This window comes from Spirosoma daeguense (assembly GCF_054776875.1).
Window position 1 is genome coordinate 194,923 of the sequence record NZ_BAAHBF010000005.1, and the last position, 19,136, is coordinate 214,058.

12 protein-coding genes are annotated in these 19,136 nt (G+C 49.0%); 5 read left to right on the top strand and 7 right to left on the bottom strand.

The annotated features are described in order from the left end of the window. Positions 1–963, bottom strand: coding sequence for an NAD-dependent epimerase/dehydratase family protein (locus ACYVD4_RS17200; RefSeq protein ID WP_460947888.1), 963 nt, complete (start codon positions 961–963; stop codon positions 1–3). Positions 964–1,175: 212 nt separating this feature from the next. On the opposite strand from ACYVD4_RS17200, the gene ACYVD4_RS17205 reads away from it, so the two are divergent. Then, positions 1,176–1,640 carry an Lrp/AsnC family transcriptional regulator gene (locus ACYVD4_RS17205; protein ID WP_460947890.1) on the top strand — a complete coding sequence of 155 codons (465 nt, stop codon included), beginning with the start codon at positions 1,176–1,178 and terminating at the stop codon, positions 1,638–1,640. 106 nt (positions 1,641–1,746) lie between these two features. Here ACYVD4_RS17205 and ACYVD4_RS17210 read toward each other — a convergent pair whose 3' ends face one another. The 3 genes from ACYVD4_RS17210 to ACYVD4_RS17220 form a co-directional block, all read right to left on the bottom strand. Further along, complete coding sequence (locus ACYVD4_RS17210) at positions 1,747–4,224, bottom strand: hypothetical protein (protein WP_460947892.1); 2,478 nt, start codon at positions 4,222–4,224, stop codon at positions 1,747–1,749. Between the two features lie 199 nt (positions 4,225–4,423). Next, positions 4,424–6,103, bottom strand: coding sequence for a RagB/SusD family nutrient uptake outer membrane protein (locus ACYVD4_RS17215; protein ID WP_460947894.1), 1,680 nt, complete (start codon positions 6,101–6,103; stop codon positions 4,424–4,426). Positions 6,104–6,141: 38 nt separating this feature from the next. Further along, positions 6,142–9,207 carry a SusC/RagA family TonB-linked outer membrane protein gene (locus tag ACYVD4_RS17220; RefSeq protein WP_460947896.1) on the bottom strand — a complete coding sequence of 1,022 codons (3,066 nt, stop codon included), beginning with the start codon at positions 9,205–9,207 and terminating at the stop codon, positions 6,142–6,144. A 177-nt stretch (positions 9,208–9,384) separates the two neighbouring features. Here ACYVD4_RS17220 and ACYVD4_RS17225 point away from each other — a divergent pair, with 177 nt between their 5' ends. Together ACYVD4_RS17225 and ACYVD4_RS17230 are read left to right on the top strand one after the other, a co-directional pair. Then, positions 9,385–10,713, top strand: a complete 1,329-nt coding sequence (locus tag ACYVD4_RS17225; RefSeq protein WP_460947898.1) for a hypothetical protein — start codon at positions 9,385–9,387, stop codon at positions 10,711–10,713. A 20-nt stretch (positions 10,714–10,733) separates the two neighbouring features. Further along, on the top strand, positions 10,734–11,075 hold the full coding sequence (locus ACYVD4_RS17230; protein ID WP_460947901.1) for a hypothetical protein: 342 nt from the start codon (positions 10,734–10,736) through the stop codon (positions 11,073–11,075). Between the two features lie 22 nt (positions 11,076–11,097). On the opposite strand, the gene ACYVD4_RS17235 is transcribed toward ACYVD4_RS17230, so the two are convergent. Both ACYVD4_RS17235 and ACYVD4_RS17240 read right to left on the bottom strand, forming a co-directional pair. Beyond that, positions 11,098–11,877: a GNAT family N-acetyltransferase gene (locus tag ACYVD4_RS17235; RefSeq protein ID WP_460947903.1), complete on the bottom strand. Its 780-nt coding sequence runs from the start codon at positions 11,875–11,877 to the stop codon at positions 11,098–11,100. Between the two features lie 51 nt (positions 11,878–11,928). After that, positions 11,929–15,357 carry a HEAT repeat domain-containing protein gene (locus ACYVD4_RS17240; protein ID WP_460947905.1) on the bottom strand — a complete coding sequence of 1,143 codons (3,429 nt, stop codon included), beginning with the start codon at positions 15,355–15,357 and terminating at the stop codon, positions 11,929–11,931. Positions 15,358–15,686: 329 nt separating this feature from the next. Here ACYVD4_RS17240 and ACYVD4_RS17245 point away from each other — a divergent pair, with 329 nt between their 5' ends. Then, the gene (locus tag ACYVD4_RS17245; protein ID WP_460947907.1) at positions 15,687–16,007 is read left to right on the top strand and encodes a cupin domain-containing protein; all 321 of its coding nucleotides are present in this window, start codon (positions 15,687–15,689) and stop codon (positions 16,005–16,007) included. Positions 16,008–16,017: 10 nt separating this feature from the next. Here ACYVD4_RS17245 and ACYVD4_RS17250 read toward each other — a convergent pair whose 3' ends face one another. Beyond that, complete coding sequence (locus ACYVD4_RS17250; RefSeq protein ID WP_460947909.1) at positions 16,018–17,178, bottom strand: glycoside hydrolase family 43 protein; 1,161 nt, start codon at positions 17,176–17,178, stop codon at positions 16,018–16,020. Positions 17,179–17,430: 252 nt separating this feature from the next. Here ACYVD4_RS17250 and ACYVD4_RS17255 point away from each other — a divergent pair, with 252 nt between their 5' ends. After that, on the top strand, positions 17,431–19,122 hold the full coding sequence (locus ACYVD4_RS17255; RefSeq protein ID WP_460947911.1) for a tetratricopeptide repeat protein: 1,692 nt from the start codon (positions 17,431–17,433) through the stop codon (positions 19,120–19,122). Positions 19,123–19,136 lie beyond the last annotated feature (14 nt).

Below are 19,136 nucleotides of genomic sequence, written 5' to 3' on the forward strand. Positions count from 1 at the left end.
TTAATGTGTTGCGACAAGCGGCTGATAAACCGATGTCAGATGAGTAATCATTTCCTGGGTCATGCGAGTCAGATCGAAGGCGGGTTTCCAGCCCCAATCCTGTTCAGCTACTGAATCGTCGATGGTTTTAGGCCACGAATCGGCAATTGCCTGTCGGAAATCGGGTTTGTAATACGTAACAAAATGAGGAAAATGAACCTGAATCGCTTTTGTCAGTTCGGCGGGCGTAAAACTCATACCTGCCAGATTATAGGATGTACGTATCGAAATTCTGGCTTCGGGCGCATCCATCAGCTCCAACGTAGCACGTAACGCATCGTCCATATAAATCATGGGCAGCAACGTATCTTCCGAAAGAAAACACTCAAAATTATGTCCCTGAACGGCTTCGTGAAAAATGGCTACGGCATAATCGGTTGTACCACCGCCAGGCATAGACTGATAACTGATTACGCCCGGATAACGTAGCGAGCGAACATCAAGACCGTAGCGTTTGTGGTAATACATCGACCAGTTTTCGGTGGCAACTTTGCTGATGCCGTAAACCGTAGCCGGGTCCAAAAACGCCATTTGTGGAGTTTCATATTTTGGCGCATGTTCGCCAAAAGCCGCAATCGAACTTGGAATAAAGACCTTTTTAACCTTATGCAAACGAGCCACTTCCAATACGTTAAGCACGGTTTGCATGTTCAGATTCCATGCCCAAAGCGGATCGCTTTCACCTTTTGCCGATAAAACGGCCGCCAGATGATAAATCTGCGTAACGCGATACCGGCGAACAACCTCCGTTAAAGCTTCAGGTTTGGTGGCATCGAGCAGTTCAAAAATTCCCTGCTCGGTCTGCGGTTTGCGAAGATCGGCTGCAATGACATGGTTCTGGCCAAACTGAGCCTGAAGAAGGGGAATAAGCGCCGTGCCGATCTGACCGTTTGCCCCGATAACTAAAATGTTTTCTCGTTTCATAGCCAATGAATTGAACCTGTGAAAACGGATACTAGTAGTTAAACTATTTTTATTGATGAAGTGCAATCGTATTACGGCACAAAGTTATATTTACCGATAATTCACATATCAAAATAGAAAAAATTAGAAAATATTGTTGATATATCTAACTATCTCAACGAAAATTACTGATTAGATTTAGCAGAGAATTTATTTGTAGAAAAATTTTCGGCATGGAAACACTCGATGATATTGACAAGAAATTATTAAGGCTTTTGCAGAAGGATGCAAAGCTGACTACGAAAGAATTGGCGGCCCAGCTCGGACTAACCTTATCACCTGTTTATGAACGTATCAAACGACTGGAAGGGCTGGGATTTATCAAGCAATACGTAGCGGTTCTGGATAAAAGTATGCTGGGGCAGCCCATCACTACGTTCTGTCAGGTATCCATGCGCTACCACGATCAGGGATTTATCAATAATTTCGAACAGGAAGTGCAGAAGCTCGAAGAAGTGCAGGAGTGCTATCACATGGGTGGTCAGGTCGATTTCCTGCTTAAAATTCACGTAAGCAGTTTAGCCGCCTATCACGACTTTGTGAAGAACAAACTCTCTCAGATTGAGAACATTGGCGTATTGAACAGTACGTTCGTGCTTAAGGAAATCAAGCATAATCTGGGGTATTATATTCCGTAGATAGTAACCGCAAAGAGCGCTAAGGTTTTCGCAAAGATTCGCAGAGTATATCTCTTTTGCGAATCTTTGCGAAAACCTTAGCGCTCTTTGCGGTTAAATAAGCAAACTATTTATACTCTAATAACGTAGTGGCTTCACAAGCTTTATCGGTTTTAAATCGAATCCACCGCGCCTGAAAATCAGCAGGAAACGCGTAATCAACCGTTTTTCCGGCAGGCACCGAAATCGTCTTATACGGCATCCACACACCCGTACCAACCGGGTCGGCTTCGATAGTGAACGTAACAGGTGTAGTGGCTTTGTGCGACAGTTTCAAACTACGCTGGTCGTAGAAACCAATCAAATAGGGGTCCGATGCTTCATTAACGTTTACCGACGTAGCATTCCATGGGCCGCCGTGACCAGTTGGTTTGCCAAGTTTCCATAGATCATCAATTGCCCCTGCCCAAACGGCTGCCTTTTTATCGTCCGATACAACAATGTGCTCATTTTTAGCCGCTACGTTCAGATCAATACCCGTCATAACCAGCAACCCACGGTACGATGCGTAATCGTTGATACGTAGATTATGTGACGAAACAGGGCGGATTTTGGCGTATCCATCGGCATTTTCGGCGGGCAATTCATAGAACGTACCGTGGCAGTTGAGCAAATCGCGTTCGGTAGCTACTTCGCGACAGATACGTAGTGCCGCCTGATTGGTCAACTCAGTGAACGAATTATTTCCCAACGGCAACCGCCACCGACGGCCTTTATCATCCACAATCAGAACACTCGATTTGTCAATTGTTACAACCTGCTGTGGAATGGCAAATTTGCTCTTGATAAACGACTGATCGGCTGGGTTTTCTTTCCGAGCCAGTTTCATATCGGCACCCAGTTCGTAGTAGCCTACGTCGGTCGGCGTAACGTTCTGATACGTCTGCGCAGCCAAAGCCAACGCCCGCCGATCTTTCCCTAAACCATACATTAAACCGCCCGTCGTTTTGGCCGACGCTACGTTGCTCAGACCGGCAAAAATCGCATTGGCCGACGTAGTACGCGTATCGCTGGCGGAATAGGTAAACTGTGCCGAAAGGTTAGTGCCTTTATCGGTTTTCACCCGAATCCATTCACCCGATGCGTTGGCCGGAAACGCTACGTTAGCCGCGTTTTTGGCACTAACCTTTGTCGTTTGCAACGTAGTCCAGTTGCCATTTCCCGTTTTATCCACTTCGAACGTAATTGTTACGTCAGCATCGCCGTTGTTTTGCAGCCATGCCGAGCGGTTATTCCAGCCAGCAAACAAAAACGGCTCCGATGCTACGTTAGCTGTTACAGATTCGTTCAGCCAGACGGCTCCTTCGGCGGTGTTTGGACCAAGCTGGTCGGGCAGATTAAGCGGTGTAAACCATAGATTGGAATTCGATTGACCGGGGCCTTCGATGTGTCCCTTCGTTTTCCGTTTGTTCAGGAATTCCTTCTGCGCCGAATCATCACAACCAAAAACAAGCTGATTATTCCAACGCGTATAATCGCCAATCACTTTCAGATAAGCCGTTCGGGGGCGAATGCCTGCCGTATTCGATGCCGTGAATGTAGCCGGAAACTTCCAGAACATGCCGTGCATCGTCATCAGGTAATCAGCCTGCTGGTCGGTACCAATGTCCCGGATGCGCGGCCATTCGGTGTTCCACCCGTGAGCGCCATCGTAGCTGTGACTGGCTTTGGGAAGTCGGTAGAAATGCCAGCCGGATGTTTTATCACGCACCCCCATCAGTACTGATTTATGGTCCCAGCCGGTTGCCCAAATCGGATCGGTTTCGGGGTTCTTATTCCCGTAAATACCGCCCGGACCCGTCACTTCCACAAATTGATTCCGACGTACCACTTTCCAATCTTTGCCGTTCCACTCCGACAACGAACCGGCGTCAATATCGAACTGTACGAGTGCTTTTGGCCCCGGCTCACCATTGTTCGAATACACCATAACGCCCTGACCCGAATACACCCCTTTGCCATGCGCACCGGGCAGCAATGAGCTCTGATGATTATTCGCTACGTCGTCTTCTTTTTTGTGCCGAACGTTTCCGTCTTCATACAGCATTGTGGGCGTCAGGTTGTTAACATCAACTTCGTAAAAACCTTCTTCCATCGTTCCATACAGGATTTTACCTTTCGGATCAGTCAAATGGCGAGCGTTTCCGGTATGTCGACCGGGCATGGCTTTATACGGAATCGTGCGTATCTGCCCCGCGCTGTTGATGGCGTATGGCCCGATAAATAACTGATTACTTTCGGGATGAATCATCCGGTTGGCGGGCGTTCCGCCGATGCTTTCCGACCGAACAATCTGCTTCAAATCGGGCGTGATTTCATACAATTTATCCGACGAGCCAAACGGCAAATGCGGCCCATACGTAACGACCCAGAGTTTACCAGCCCAAGGCACAACCGCTCCCGTTCCGCATTCGCCTTCGTTGTTATACATGGCCAGTTGTGGGTAAATACCGCTAAACGAAGGCGTCTTTTTTGATTGGGCGACGGCGTAATTCAGGCCAAGCAACCAGCCCAGTAATGTAGCCGACAGAATGATTTTTTTCATCTGAAAATAAAGAGAATATGTGAGGTAGGATATGGGGAGTATATTTATGTTAAAAGTTTACCACCCCCACCCCCCTCCTAAAACAGGAGGGGGCTAAAAATCGCCGAGCGTAAGCCCCCTCCTGTTTTAGGAGGGAGTTGGGGGGTGGTAACTCTTTTCAAACAGTCAGAGCCTGTTTGAGCCATACACCCTACATAAATTAATAACCAGGGTTTTGCGTGATGTTGGGGTTTACGCGCCGTTCTACGGCGGGAATTGGCCAAAGGTACTGGCGGCTTTTGTCGAATTTCCGTTCAATCAGGCTTTTAACATCAGTCCCGAAAACCGAGTAGTCGGCAATATCGTCGTTGTCGAGGGGCGTAACACCGGGGAACGGCCATTTGGCACGATTCTGAACGGTTGGATCGGGTAGCCCAATAACGGGTTTTACCAGAATTTTTTCGGCCGTTTTCCAGCGAATCAGATCCATATACCGCAAGCCTTCCCGCACAAACTCAACCCGTCGTTCGCGCCGAACTAGCTGACGTAGCGCGGCAACATTGGTCGACGTAACGGCTGGATACGAGGCCGTTTGTCCAACGGCTACGCCATACGCCCGCGCCCGAACCTGATTGATGGCGTTAAGGACACTAGCGTCAATTTCGCCCAGTTCAATCTTGGCTTCAGCGTAGGTGAGCAACACTTCGGCGTATCGGAAAAGAATGGCGTCGTTGTCTTCAATCCGCCGGTCGGCCCAGGTCTGGTCGATGCCTTTTTTCCAGACGAACCCAGTAAAGCTGGCGAAAGCCGCCACGGCACGGGTGTCATTGTTTGTTACCCGCCGGTTCAATCGTGAACTAAATACCATCAGCGAATCAGGATGCGGTGTGTAGTTATAGCCGAGCCACTGCGTATTGAACTCTACTACGGTAGCCGTCAAGCGGGGATCTCGATTTTTGAACGGAGCCTTCGGATCATACAAAGACGATTCGTCGATGGGTTTGCCATCCGTACATTCAAAGGCGTCGACAATATCGCGGGTGGGCAATTGAGCACCAAAACCGCCAGCGTTTCGGGTAATGTTGTCCTGAACGTAGCCAGCGGCACCGAATACCTGAAGCTTTTCGTCGCGGGGAATGCTGATAATCAGCTCCCGACTGGTTTCGCCCTCTTTCAGAAATAACGACGAAAAACTGCTGTTTAAAACGTAGCCCGACGCGCCCAGTTGCATAATGGCGTTTGACGCTTCTTTCGCAATGGCCCATTTGCTCATATACAGCGCAGTACGTGCCTTGATGGCCAGAGCCGCGCCTTTTGTCAATCGTTTTACGTCGGCAGCAGCGTAGGAAACAGGCAGGTTTGTGGCCGCAAAATCCAGCTCTTTAAACACAAAATCGAGAATCTCATCTTTGTTCGTTCGGGTCACACCGTATGAATTTTCGAGCAGGATTGGGTCGGTCAGAAACGGTACGTCGCCAAAATGGGTAATCAATCGCGAATATTGATACGCCCGAATCAGGCGCATTTCGGCTTCCAGACGTAGCAGGATGTTGGCGGGTGTATTGGAAGCCGCTTTGTCTTTGTTGGCCAGAAAGGAATTAGCGCGGGCAATGGCTTTGTACGCGTTGAGCCAGAACGTTTGTACGTTGGCATCGTCAGCGTTCATCGTACCGCCAATTACAGCATTTGTAAGCTGGCCCCGGTGCCATTCGTTGTCGCTGAACAATTCGCTGTCGTTTCCCCAGAAAGCTAGCCGATAGAGGTCATTGACAGCCAGTTCCAACTCGGTCTGATTCGAATAGAACGTACCGGTCGAAGCCTCGGAAGGCGGATTGAGATCGAGGGTGTGGCAAGCCGATAATCCAATCGAGACCGCCAGAAAATAAACCAGTTTTTTCATGAATGATAAGGTCGTAGGAAATGATACGTAGCGTTTCATTAGAATCTGATAGTCGCTCCGGCCAATAGTGTCGTTACAATCGGATAGGCGTAGTTGCCCGATTCAGGGTCGAGATAACGCGGGAATTTGCTCACCGAAAACAGGTCGTTGGCCGATACGTAGACACGTAGCGTTTGTACTCCCGCCCGTTGTTTAATCAGGTCGCTCTTCAGTGTGTAGCCGAGGGTGATGTTTTTGGTTCGGAAATAAGAACCGTTGATCAGCCAGAAATCCGAAAGCGCGTAGTTCGATGCACTGGACGTCCGCGACAGCCGGGGATACGTAGCGAGCCGGTTTTGATCGGCCGTATTGTTCAGACTCCAGAACTTGCCAACCATGTCGGCGGGCATATTGCCAAACGCTTCCGCAAACGGCTGATTCACCTCACTCGGCAACCGCGACAATCGTTTGCCAACTCCCTGAAACGCTACCGAAAAATCGAAACCCTGATAATCGAGCCGGATGTTGCCGCCGTAGAGGTAGCGGGGCAGCGATCCGCCCAAAAGTACCCGGTCGTCGGTTGTAATGCGGCCGTCGTTATTGGCGTCAACGTAGCGCACATCGCCGGGTTTGGTCGTGGTATTCAGAACCGGAGCATTGGCAAGTTCGTCCTGCGTTTGGAAAAGCCCTGTCGACTTATAGCCGAACCATTCGTTGTATTCGCTGCCGTTCCGCGTCACCATATCGCCCCGAAACTCAGTGCCTCTCAGATCGCCAACGGTTGATCGGGCGTCCGAAAAATTAGCAGCTACCGTATAGTTCAGTTTACCGACCCGGTCGCGCCAGCCTAGCTCCAGTTCCCAGCCCCGCACGTTCATGATGCCCGCGTTCTGGTTGGGTTTGTCGTAGCCGATATAGAGCGGAATATCGAGCGGAAGCAGAATATTTCGAGTTTGTTTCAGGTAATAATCAGCGGCCACCGTCAGGCGGTTATTCAGGAAAGCGGCATCAAGCCCTACGTCGGTTGTCTGGCTGGTTTCCCAGGAAATATTTTCCACGGCATACACCTGCTGACCGGCTCCGGTAAGCGGCACTACAGCCCCATTCTGATAAAACAGTGCCTGTGAAAAATCGACCGTTGCCTGATACGGATAATAAGCCGGATTGTTGTTGCGGTCGAGCAAGCGTTCGTTCCCCGCTTCACCCCAAGACCCTCTGATTTTCAGGAACGACAGCCAGTTGTTATTCTTCAGAAACGTTTCTTCCGACAACGTCCAACCAGCCGATATGGACGGGAACACGGCCTGCCGATACTGTGAAGCAAACCGCGACGAGCGGTCAGCCCGCAGATTTCCCTGAAGGAAATATTTGTCCTTGTAGTTGTACTGTAACCGGCCAAAGAACGAATGCAGCCCCGACGCGTTGGCATTGCCCGAATTATCGCGCAGCTCCGTCGAACCGGCATCCAGATAGGGGAATCCTGTCAGGGCAAAACCACCTCGCGAAGCATTCAACGATTCGAACGAGCGGTAGTTTTCTTCAAAGCCCACCAGCAGGTCGATGGTGTGTCCGCCTTTAATTTCTTTCACATAATTGGCCAGCAATTGCCCGTTCATGCTCAGGCTTTCGCTACGTCCTTCCGACAACGTAGTGCGGGCCTGATTGACCACTGTGCTCAACGTACCATTTGGGTTGGTAAAGCGAATCTGCTTGTTGAAATATTTATTCTTGTCGTAGTCGAAAATCGGCGCCACCAGAGCCGTCAGCGTCAGGCCATTGATGGGTTTATAGGTGAACGATATTCGGCCACCAATCTGATTGTTACGGGTTTGTGAGAAACCGCCATCCCGAATCTGCGCCAGCGGATTCCGGCCATCTTTCCCCAACGCTAGCCGCCCATCCGAATACACATCGTCGTAGATCGGTGGCATCACCCGCGCTTCGTAAATGGGGTTAAACGCGCTGCTGGATAAAAACTCATTGGCATTACCGTCGCTGTTGGTACGTTTGAAAAATACGTCGAGGTTGACGTTGACTTTGTCGTTGACCTGCAAATCGTTGTTGACCCGGAACAGGTAGCGTTCGTAGGAACGATTGTCGTAGAATGCCCCAGCTTTTGAGTAACCCAGCGATGCTTTCGTTTTGATCTTGCCCGTTCCCATCGTAAACACCAGATCGTGGCGGATACGGGGCGCCGTGCTACGTGTCAGGATGGATTTTTGCCAGTCGGTATTCGGAAATAGATCGGGTTTCACGCGGTTGCTGTCGAGGTAGGACGTAATGAGTGCCTGCGAATACGGCCCAGTGCTGGCACCGTCGTTGGTCGATTGCTCGTTGAAATACCGCATGTAATCCTGAACGCCCACGTAGCTGGGTTGAGCCGTTGGCCGTTGTACGCCGTACTCGTAATTGTATTCCAGACTACTTTGGCCAGATTTTGCCCGTTTGGTAGTTACCAGAATAACCCCCGCAGCCCCACGCGAGCCATAGATAGCGGCCGACGACGCATCTTTCAGGACCGTAATATTCTCTACGTCGTTCGGGTTTACGTTATCGATGGTGCTCACCGGCACGCCATCCACAATCACCAGCGGACTGTTGGTGCCGATGGTTGTAATGCCGCGAATCAGGATGCTGGAACCCGAACCCGGCGCGCCACTGCTACGTGTCACCGACACCCCGGCAATGCTTCCCTGTAATGCTTCGGACACCTGAATCGTTTGCCGACCAGCCACCTCCTGCGATCCAATTGTGGCCACAGCTCCGGTCAGGTCTTTTTTCTTTTGCGTACCATAACCCACCACCACCACCTCGTCCAGCGAGTTGTCGTTAGGTTGCAGGCTGACGTTCAGAATTGCCTGATCTGCTACGTTCAGGTCCTGACTCTGATACCCCACAAAGGAGAACGTAACCGTAACCGGACCTTTGTCGGGAATGCTGAGCGAATACTGCCCGTTTGCATTGGTGACCGTCCCCCGTTGCGTTCCTTTCACCACAATGCTGACGCCGGGTAGTTCTTTGGCCGATTCGTCGGTAACTTTACCCGTTAGTTGCCGCGTTTGCGCGAACGACGGGATTAGTCCGATCAAAAAAAGCGCACAGATAAGTACAAGTTTGTGTCGCATATTTTTTCGATATTTAGTAGTTTCATGCCTTCCAAAAATGGAAGTTGATTAAGAGTTAATTTGGAGACAGCAAATTTAAAATTGGATTATACGGTGTTAGACCAAGCTGACTTAACCATTTCCCTAATCAAAATTTTGGACAAGATAATTTTCTAATAGACAGCAGGTTACATAGTTATGGTAGTAGAGAATGGACAAGGCAAAGCGGAGTTTTACGACTATCTGGACCGCTGTTGTCAGTTAATCAGCGAAACGTATGGAAAGCCAAACCCGGCCGAATGGCTCAATGGCGACTACGTTCAGTTGAGTACGATCCTTTTTCGGGCTACCAAAGTGCAGATTAGCCCCAATACGTTGAAGCGTATTTTCGGTAAAATCAAAACCGACGTTCGCTATTTCCCCCAGAAAGCGACCCGCAATGCACTGGCTAACTACATTGGCTATTCGAGTTGGGAGCAGTTTGTGCAAGTGCAGCAACTGGCCGGAAAAACCACTCCCCGAACAAAAGAATCTGTCGCCGAAAATCAGGTTCCAGTACGTTCGGTCATAGAAGAAAGTCAGCCCGTTCGTTCCCGAAAATGGCTGTTTCCAGTTCTGATTGTTGTAGTGCTGGCGTTGATTTTGGGAATTGTTTTTACCACCCGGCAAACTGAATCAGACGTAACGGCGAAGCTCATTTGCCGGAATCCGCTGGGTGAAAATCCCCATTCGGCCGTTTTCGAATTGCGACGTTCCACTACCGATGAGTCAGCTACGTATCGGATTCTGTTTGGCGATAACAAAAAACGAATAATGTCGCTGAGCGATAGTGTATATACGCATTATTACGAGCGGCCAGGGCGTTATTTTGCCATTCTGGAACGTAATGGAAAACATATTGATACAGTAACTGTCTATTTGCAAACAAAGGGTTGGACAGTTACCGCCAATATGATGCATGACACCAGCCGGGTCTATCCGATTGAGGTAAACCACCTTTTTAGTAACGGGCAACGTAGCGTTAGCACTTTAGAAGCGGCCCATGCTGGCGTCGATACGAACCGGACGTTTTTCATGGAATTTATTAACAGCCAGCCAACCTCTATCGACGGTGATAACTTTGAATTGATTACCCATGTGAAAACCTCCCCCGACCGGGCCGGGGTTCGTTGTTCGCAGGTGGGTATTACGGTTTGGGGCGAATCGTCGCAGCACATGTTCGACGTTATGAAGCCGGGTTGCGTTCACTGGATTGACCTGCAAACATCCGACGTATTCAAGAGTGGCCACCATGATGATTTAAGTTTTCTAGGAGCGGACTTACGGGCGGGCGGGCCAATACGTCTGGAAGTGATCGATAAACACGCCCGGATTTTTATTAATAACCAGAAAGTATACGAAGCCCGTTACCAGACACCGCTACGTCGCGTGTATGGCGTTCGGATTCAGTTTGCGGGTATCGGTACGGTCGATTCGTTTTCGCTGAGGGATTTAAAAACGAAAGAAACCTTTTCAGGAAATTTTTGAGCGAAATTCACCTAAACAGCATGAATTTACCCGAAAACGTCTGTCAATGCCACAAGCCGCCGATTCTCTATAGCGACTATACCAGTACGTTTGTCGGAGTGGACGAGACCAACGGCCGTTTTGCTAACGTAGCAATAGAAACCTGTCGGCATTGCGGCACAAACTGGATAACGTATCAGGTAGAGTATGAGGCAATCACAAAATCGGGCCGTTGGTACAGAGGAATTTTAACGCCTGAAACACAAGCAATTCGACCAGAAGATGTAGTGGCCTATCTCAAAAACCTTAACTGGCACATCTACGGCGGCTCTTACTTTGATACGCCAGGAAAATTTGGACGCGGCAACGTATGGGTTGAGTAACGCTGACATTCTGTCCGCCGGTTTACACCCCATTTTCAAAAACATGCACAAGGCCAACATCCAAAAAACCAGCGCGTTGGTAAATACGTAGTCCATCGGGCGAAGCTTGCAACACAACTTGCCTTGCATTCAAGCGATTAGCTTCCCGTAACAGATAACCAAACATTACCGAACCGAAGCCCTTCCCACGTGAAGTCGGCCGGGTAGCAATGTCGTAAATACCCGCTACGTCGCCATCAACAAAGAGCGTCCCCGTTGAAACGATCTGTCCAGCGCACTCGCCGATGTATAAACGTATCGGTTGCTCGGGTTTGTGAGCGTGGCTGATTAACTGATGATACGTTCGGATTTGCGTTGCTTCAGGCAAGTTGCCAAAAAGGTCGGCCAGTACGTCGGCAAAGTGAGCGTAGTCATCAGGCGTCTTTACGTAACGAATGTGAAAATCGGGAAGGCTTGTATCCGCTGGTGCTACGTTTGTCAGATCAGCCCACATTGCTACGTTCCGTTCTTCACCAATTAATTTGTGTTGCTGTACCAATTCCGCCAACGCATCAGAGAAGCACCACAACGCAACAGGAAAACTGTTTCTTGTAAATGTATTGATACGTTCAAAAAGCGGCAATAAAAATTCAGACTGACCCGTTTTCGGGATTGCTACGTTGAACGTACTAGTGGGCAAACCCGTATCGACAAAGGCGTATTCAGCCGTTTCAACAGCGGTCATTCCGGGAATGAGTTGCGCAAAATAAACTGCCTTCGCGATGAAATTCTGTCGAACAAGCGCCAGCCGCTGTACATCCATAATCGTTTAAAACAAACTGGCCGCTTTCAGAATCAAAAGCGGCCAGTGGAATTAATTTTTATCGTCTTTCAACGTAGCCAGGAAACTCACTACGTCTCGAATTTCCCGCTTTGTAAGCAGGTATTTCATGTCGGGCATACTCGACGGCGCATAGGTCGTTTTGGCAATCTGACTCTTTTTGAGGGTCACTTCTGGATCGTCGCCACTTTTTATCACCATTTCCGAATCGGTTTCTCGCTGAACAATGCCGACCACCGTTTTACCGTCTTTCATCTCCAGCGTGGCTGTTCCAAAACCCGGTGCCAACCGGGCACTTGGGTTGATAACGGCTTCGAGCAATTGCTCACGCGATAGGCGACTCGCGACACCATTTAAACGAGGGCCAGCGTTTCCACCCAGATCGTCGTACGAATGACACCGAATGCACTGCGCCGTCTGATGCCGGAAAAATATCCGCCGACCTTCATCGGGTACGCCACCAAACAAACTGGCCTGATACGATGCCAAAACCGCATCGGGCGATTGTTTCGCCAGCAGTGCTTTGTGTTGGGCTATTAGCTGTGGCGATTTCGTGGTAGCAATGGCTTCTTCCAGTTCCAGCGTAACCTCAACCGGCACTTTCCCCGCCGACAAATCGGTCAATAATTGATCGAAAACAGGCTTGGTATACGTAATAGGCTGTTTTCCTAACGTAACAAGTGCCGCCTGTTTTTCTTCGTTCGAATGCGTTTTGATAACGTCGGCAAGCTGCGCCACCATCTGCGGTTTAGGCATGCTGGTTTTACCAATCAAATCCAGCGCAGCTACCCGCACCTGTTTGTCTTTATCGGCAAGCGCCGTTTCAATGGCTTTACCTATTTGCTTATCGTTCAAGGCGGCCAATGCACGTAACGCTTCTACCCGAATTTCGGCATCACGGTCATTTTTCAATTCATCCATCAACACAGGTGCTGCCGAAGCTAACGACAACTTACTGATTGCCCGAATAGCACTCCGGCGTATCGGTACTTCTGAGTTAGTTGCTAAAGCTGTGTACAGACCAGACGTTTTTGTTTTAACCAATGCCAAATCGCGATTTACGACACCCCGGTAGCGTCCATCGACCCGGTCGAGCAGGGATGGTTTCGCCCAGGTACTCAGAGCATCCATTGCTTCAGCACGTAGCGCAACGGGGTTTCCATTACTGTTGGCATACTGAATCAGATTCTGCATGGCTGCGGGTGACCCAACCCGCAGGTTCGCGTTGATGGCTCGGCGAATCAGGGCTTCGTTCGTGAATTTCGTCTTCGCCAGTACGTTACCTAACGCCGGTAGTGCCGCAGGAATCGACAAATCATCGTTAATACCGCGAGCTGCTTCGGTGACGATAAACTCGTCGGAATCATTGAGGAACGTAGCAATACCTGCGTTGCCCATCCGACGTAGTGCCACCACCGCAGCGATACGTAGCGCGCGCGACGAATTGCCGGACAAGGCAATAATTGGTTCAACTTTGCCGATACGTGCCAACGCCAGACTACCCGCATGACGCAGATACGTATCTTCGTCCTTATTGGCCTCGAGCATGGCAATTACAGGCTGAACAGCAGGCGCATATGCGATACGTCCGAGTGCTTCGGCGGCAAAGAAACGTACCCGACTGTTTTCGTCTTTCAGCATCGAAACCAACGTAGCACCTGCTTCCTTGTAACGCATATCGCCCAGCCAGCGAGCCGCCTGCGCCCGAATTTCAGCATCGCTATCTTTAAGCAATGGCATCAGGCGTTGTGCATATTTGGCATCTTTACGCGCCAGTTGACTCATTCCCCAAATGCTGTGGATACGTGCCAGTTGATGCTCCTTTTGTTGAATCATCTGCCCAAACGCCGTAGCTCCCTGCTCACCCCGTTTCGCCAGTTCGAACTGCGCCTTCTGCCGAACACGCATGTCTTCGTTTTTCAGATAACCGCTTAGCTCGCCTACCGACGTTTTCGCGAAGCTCTGAGCCAGCAGTTTTTTGGTCAACGCCCGTTCGGCCCAGTTAGCACCGTCCTTATCATCGAGTTTCCAGATACGGCCATAATCTTTCGTATCCCAGCCGTTGATCCAGTCGGCAATGTACATGGCTCCATCGGGTCCGAAATCGATACCGGTAGCCAGAATATTCCCCAGAATTTTTTTGTGGTTATCTAACTCAAAACCTGCGCCTTTTGGCTTCAGCGTGAAGGTGTGAATACCCGATTTTGCTGGATTACCGACAAATTCACCAATAAAAAACGTGTTTTTGTACTTCGGACTGAGTGCTGTACCGGGATTATACAACATACCCGTTGGGCCGCTCACGAAGTTTGCCAGTGGTGGCAGAAAATACGCAGCCTGTCCATCGAAACGGGGTTTGTACATATTTTCGTCCATCCAGACTTTGTACGGATTGTTGAGCGGGTCGCGGTATTTTCCGTACTGCCAGTTGCTACGCCATCCCGTATCAGAACCGTTGACGATGTAAACCAATCGTTCTTTCTCGCCCGGATGGTCGCCGTCGTTGTCTTCGCTGATGAGGTTGCCGAACTGATCGAAAACGAACTCGTGGGTGTTCCGTACGCCATAGGCAAACACCTCAAAATCACTACCGTCCGGGTTTGAACGTACCACTACCCCACTGTTTGGGTGCTCCCATTTTTTACCATCGGCGCCAACACCGTTAAAGCCAATATCGCCGATCTGCCAGTAGATACGTCCATCAGGACCCATCTCAACGCCCGACAAACCATGACCGCTAAACCCAACGTGAATGCCGTATCCGTGCGAAAGTGATTTTTTCTCATCGGCAATGCCATCGCCGTTTTTATCGCGCAGCCGCCATAAATCCGGCGCTACCGTTACGTACAAATCGTTCCCATCCGACAATACGCCACCCATTACGTCGGTCACTTCGTCATGGAAATCTTCGACGGCCAGTTTCGATAAGTCAGCCACGCCATCACCGTTGGTATCTTCCAGTCGAAACACCTGCTCTTTCTCAACGGTCATATCGCGCCAGTCGTGCGAGCCATCACCGTTTAAGTCTTTGAGCCATTCGTTCTTTTTGCTGTTGGCGGGTGACAATACTTTATGCAGAAAGGCCCGTTTATCTTCGACGGTCTGCAAGCGATTCGATTCGATTTCCCAATCCTGATGCCCCCGAATATCGAATTCCGAATTTTTCTGACGATTAGTACGGGTATAATACAGTCGACCCAGATCGTCGATATCAATCGCAATCGGGTCAGATACCAGCGAATCGACACCCCAAAGGTTCAGTGTAAGCCCATCGGCTAGTTGTGGTTTTACCAACGCTTCTACGGCTTTCGCCATTTCAGCCGCTTTTTCGGGGGCGAGTCGTTTAATGCGTTTACTAACGGGATCTTCCTTAAATGCGGTCGAACCGGCCCAAACGGAGAGTCCAACAACTGTTAAGGGAATTAGCGATTGTCGGAACGGAAATCGAATTTTCTTTTTCATGCAGAGCAGTGGTCATCAGTCATGGTTACAGGTACGACTGAACTTTTCAGAGAAAGAGGCTTTTGGCATTGATTTACTGGAAAGTCTCCTGCGAATTGAGACAGATGATTCCGTTAATAAGTTGTTGAGGACTGTTTTTTTGGATAGAGACGTAGTACCCTACTACTAACTAATCAGGCTGCTGAGCGAAACCATAAGATTCCACAGAATCAACCTTAACCCTAAACACAATACCAGCCATACTACCTTTTTGCTTCATCGGCTGTATAGCTGTTGGCAAGCATTTGTTAATTTTGATATCCTTAGCGTTCAAATAGTAAATTCGTTGTATGCAGATCGGTGATTTAGCAACGGCCATTCCCAGCCCATTACCAGAGGAGTTAGTTGACGTACTGATAGATAATCCCAACGTTCGTATTGAACGGATTGTGTCAAGAGGGCATGCTTCTCCCGACGATTTCTGGTACGATCAAACAGAAAACGAATGGGTCGTTCTACTAACTGGCGAAGCAATTCTTGAACTGGAAAACGTAGCAGACGCCATCCATTTGAAAGCGGGAATGTACATCAACCTGCCAGCCCATCTCAAACATCGTGTTGCCTGGACAGCACCCGACGTAACGACGATCTGGATAGCCGTTTTCTATTGATACGCCCGGTTTATCGACTGGCTTTACTAACCCCCGAAGGTAATTTTTGCGGTGTGGTCGTAGGCCCTGTTATTGTGATTCGGCCGTCTTTCGCTTCCATTCTGTCAATACAAACGACACGTTCATCGCCCGTTTTAGCGGTTCGGGCATGATAAACGCAGAACATCTCTTTCCCATCTGGCGAATAGGTAATACTGTTGTGTCCTGTGCCGGTTACGTTTCCGCCCTGTTCGGTATTTTTTTGCAACACAGGATTATTAGCAGCTTTTTTGAATGGCCCCAAAGGCGAGTTGGACGTAGCATAGCCTACGGCATAATTGCCCCCGGCAAAGTGATTGGCCGAATACATCATGTAATACGTATTGCCTTTTTTAAACGTCACCGATCCTTCTGTCCAGCGCCGATTCACTTCCCGCGCTGTAACCGAGCGGCTCTCCCACTCCGCTTGTTTATCACTCAGTTTCGTGGGCGGACGTAGCAACAAAACCGGCTCACCAACAACGCCGGAGAAATCAGATTTAAGTTCGACGCCATATACCCAGCTTTCCTCAATTTCTTTATACCAGCCATTTTTGCGGGCCAGATCAGCAATTTCACTCTCGACCGCATGTTTATAACAGCAGCGTGAGTAATACAGATACGCTTTGCCATTTGTGTCGAAAAATACGTTGGCGTCGATGATGGGATAACCGGGATCAAAAACAGGTTTGGCAGCCAGATCAACAAAGGGTCCCGTTGGCTTATCCGAAACCGCTACACCTATGCGAAAATTTTCTACTTCTTGCGTCGGATTTTCTTTCCACTGGGCACTGTAGAACAGGTAAAATTTACCATTCCGCTCATACACTTCTGGCGCCCAGTAGGCACCACCCCAGCTTGCCTTGGGATCGCTCCAGCCGTTTTTATTATCGTGAAAATATACCTGACCTTCCGGCTTCCAGTTTACCAGATCATCCGACGAATAGGCCATAAATCCTTTATCGGCTCCCCCACCCGTGCCATACAGATAATATTTCCCCTTCGTAAACAATACGTATGGATCGCCAAACTGAAGCGGAAGCGGATTGGAATAGGTAGCTTTATTTGAAACGCTACGTTGTGTTGTCTGCGACAGCGCTGATTGACAAATCAGTACAGCAAGACCGAAAATCAGAAGGGTTACTTTATTCATTAACTGCTATTATTGATTGCTATTGACTCAAATGTAGTATCTAAACGAAAAAGTAGTGTCGGAATTCATATTGGTTTACTGCCAATCCGAAAAAATGAACTAAGACCGCAACGTACGCTTAGTTATCGTTTAATCCGTAAGCTCAACTATCATTGTAAGTTGAGTATTCTATCTTTACATTTATTGAATACCCAATGAGAGTGCCCACCTACTCTAGTTAGCAAGAAGTATTCGCGCCCAAAAATAGCTGATATGAAATACGCAATATTTATACTGATAATTCCTCTTTTCCTGGGTTTCTTTTCCGTTTCAACTCACCCCGATTCGCCAATAGTGACTAACGATATCGTTATCTGCGGAACAAGTGCCAACGGAATGATCACTCCGCTAGAAAACGGGAAATTTATAGTGCCTTTACCCGGCTGGGGAAACTATTCCTATACGATTTCTACACGGGTAGATAGTGCGCAGTTCTACTTCAATCAGGGGCTGACTATGTACTATAGCTACCACATGAAAGAAGCGATGGCGTCTTTTAAGGAAGCAGCCCGATTCGATTCAACGGCTGCTATGGCCTGGTGGGGGCAAGCCTTGGCCGGAGGGCCTTACTATAATACGGCCCATTTATATAAAGTCCCTGCCGACATGCCTGTTATTCTGGCGCGGATGAACGAGCTGGCTGATCAGGCAAGTCCGAAAGAAAAGAAATTGATCGAGGTGATGAATACCCGATATAATTCCGATCCGGCCGATGCCCAACGGAAGCAGCTTAATGTGGCTTACGCCAACGCTACCCGACAGTTGATTACCGAGTTCGATGATCCAGACACTAAAATGCTGTATGTAGATGCAATTATGTTACTACATGCCTGGGACTTCTGGAATACTGATGGTACGCCTAAAGAATGGACTCCCGAAGTTGTTGACATAAGTAAGAACGTACTCGAAAAATCGCCCGATCACCCGGCCGCGTTGCATTATTACATCCATCTTACCGAAGCCTCTAAACATCCGGAAGTGGCTTTTGCCAATGCGGATAAACTCAAAGCGTTGTTTCCCGGCGTAGCCCACATGGTGCATATGTCGAGCCATGAATATCAGCGAAATGGTTATTATGCACAGGGCGTGGTGGTTAACGATCTGGCCGATGTGAATCTGCTACGTTATGATTCGTTAGCCACAAATCTGGGTCTGGTAAAACATTCTCCTCACTATTTTGCCGTACAAACGTATTGTGCGCTGACAGGCGGTATGTACAAAGTTGGGCTCAACGATGCGCTACGTTGCCGACAATCGGTTTCACCGACGGTCGAGAATCCGTATGACCAGTATCTGTACATGTTGCCCTCATTAGCCCTCGTCAGACTAGGAAAATGGAACGACGTACTAGCTTCTGAAAAACCAAACGAAAAATGGGCTTATGCTATGCTACTAGATCATTTTTCGCGCGGGATGGCGTTGGTACGTACCAATAAACTCAACGAAGCAGAGCAACAGTTAGCGCAACTTCGCGAGCAACTAAAAGACCCCATTCTGGAAAAACGTCGGATTCCGTTTAATGCGTTCCTGCCAATGGCTCAGGTAGCAGCGCATATTCTGGAAGCTTCTATTTTGTTTTCATCCAACAAGCAGAAACAGGCAATGACAAGCTTGCAGGGAGCGATTACTATTGAAGACCAGTTGATTTATACCGAGCCTGCTGACTGGCCATTACCGGCTCGTCAGTTTCTAGGAGATTATCTACTAAAAATGAATCAATGGAAGGAGGCCGAAACGGTATACCGTCAGGATTTAGTGCATAATCCGGGCAACGGCTGGTCAATGGTGGGGCTTCATCAGGCGCTGAGCCGACAAAATAAAAGAGCCGAATTAGGCTCTCTTAAAAAAAGGTACCAGATGGCGTTTTCGAACGCGGAGCAAATCCCCACTACGTCTGTTTATTAATCGACTCCGTTACG

What these genes read in the sequence shown, in the direction of transcription:
- ACYVD4_RS17200 (WP_460947888.1), bottom strand. Translation starts at nt 963, where the DNA reads ATGAAACGAGAAAACATTTTAGTTATCGGGGCAAACGGTCAGATCGGC.
- ACYVD4_RS17205 (WP_460947890.1), top strand. Translation starts at nt 1,176, where the DNA reads ATGGAAACACTCGATGATATTGACAAGAAATTATTAAGGCTTTTGCAG.
- ACYVD4_RS17210 (WP_460947892.1), bottom strand. Translation starts at nt 4,224, where the DNA reads ATGAAAAAAATCATTCTGTCGGCTACATTACTGGGCTGGTTGCTTGGC.
- ACYVD4_RS17215 (WP_460947894.1), bottom strand. Translation starts at nt 6,103, where the DNA reads ATGAAAAAACTGGTTTATTTTCTGGCGGTCTCGATTGGATTATCGGCT.
- ACYVD4_RS17220 (WP_460947896.1), bottom strand. Translation starts at nt 9,207, where the DNA reads ATGCGACACAAACTTGTACTTATCTGTGCGCTTTTTTTGATCGGACTA.
- ACYVD4_RS17225 (WP_460947898.1), top strand. Translation starts at nt 9,385, where the DNA reads ATGGTAGTAGAGAATGGACAAGGCAAAGCGGAGTTTTACGACTATCTG.
- ACYVD4_RS17230 (WP_460947901.1), top strand. Translation starts at nt 10,734, where the DNA reads ATGAATTTACCCGAAAACGTCTGTCAATGCCACAAGCCGCCGATTCTC.
- ACYVD4_RS17235 (WP_460947903.1), bottom strand. Translation starts at nt 11,877, where the DNA reads ATGGATGTACAGCGGCTGGCGCTTGTTCGACAGAATTTCATCGCGAAG.
- ACYVD4_RS17240 (WP_460947905.1), bottom strand. Translation starts at nt 15,357, where the DNA reads ATGAAAAAGAAAATTCGATTTCCGTTCCGACAATCGCTAATTCCCTTA.
- ACYVD4_RS17245 (WP_460947907.1), top strand. Translation starts at nt 15,687, where the DNA reads ATGCAGATCGGTGATTTAGCAACGGCCATTCCCAGCCCATTACCAGAG.
- ACYVD4_RS17250 (WP_460947909.1), bottom strand. Translation starts at nt 17,178, where the DNA reads ATGAATAAAGTAACCCTTCTGATTTTCGGTCTTGCTGTACTGATTTGT.
- ACYVD4_RS17255 (WP_460947911.1), top strand. Translation starts at nt 17,431, where the DNA reads ATGAAATACGCAATATTTATACTGATAATTCCTCTTTTCCTGGGTTTC.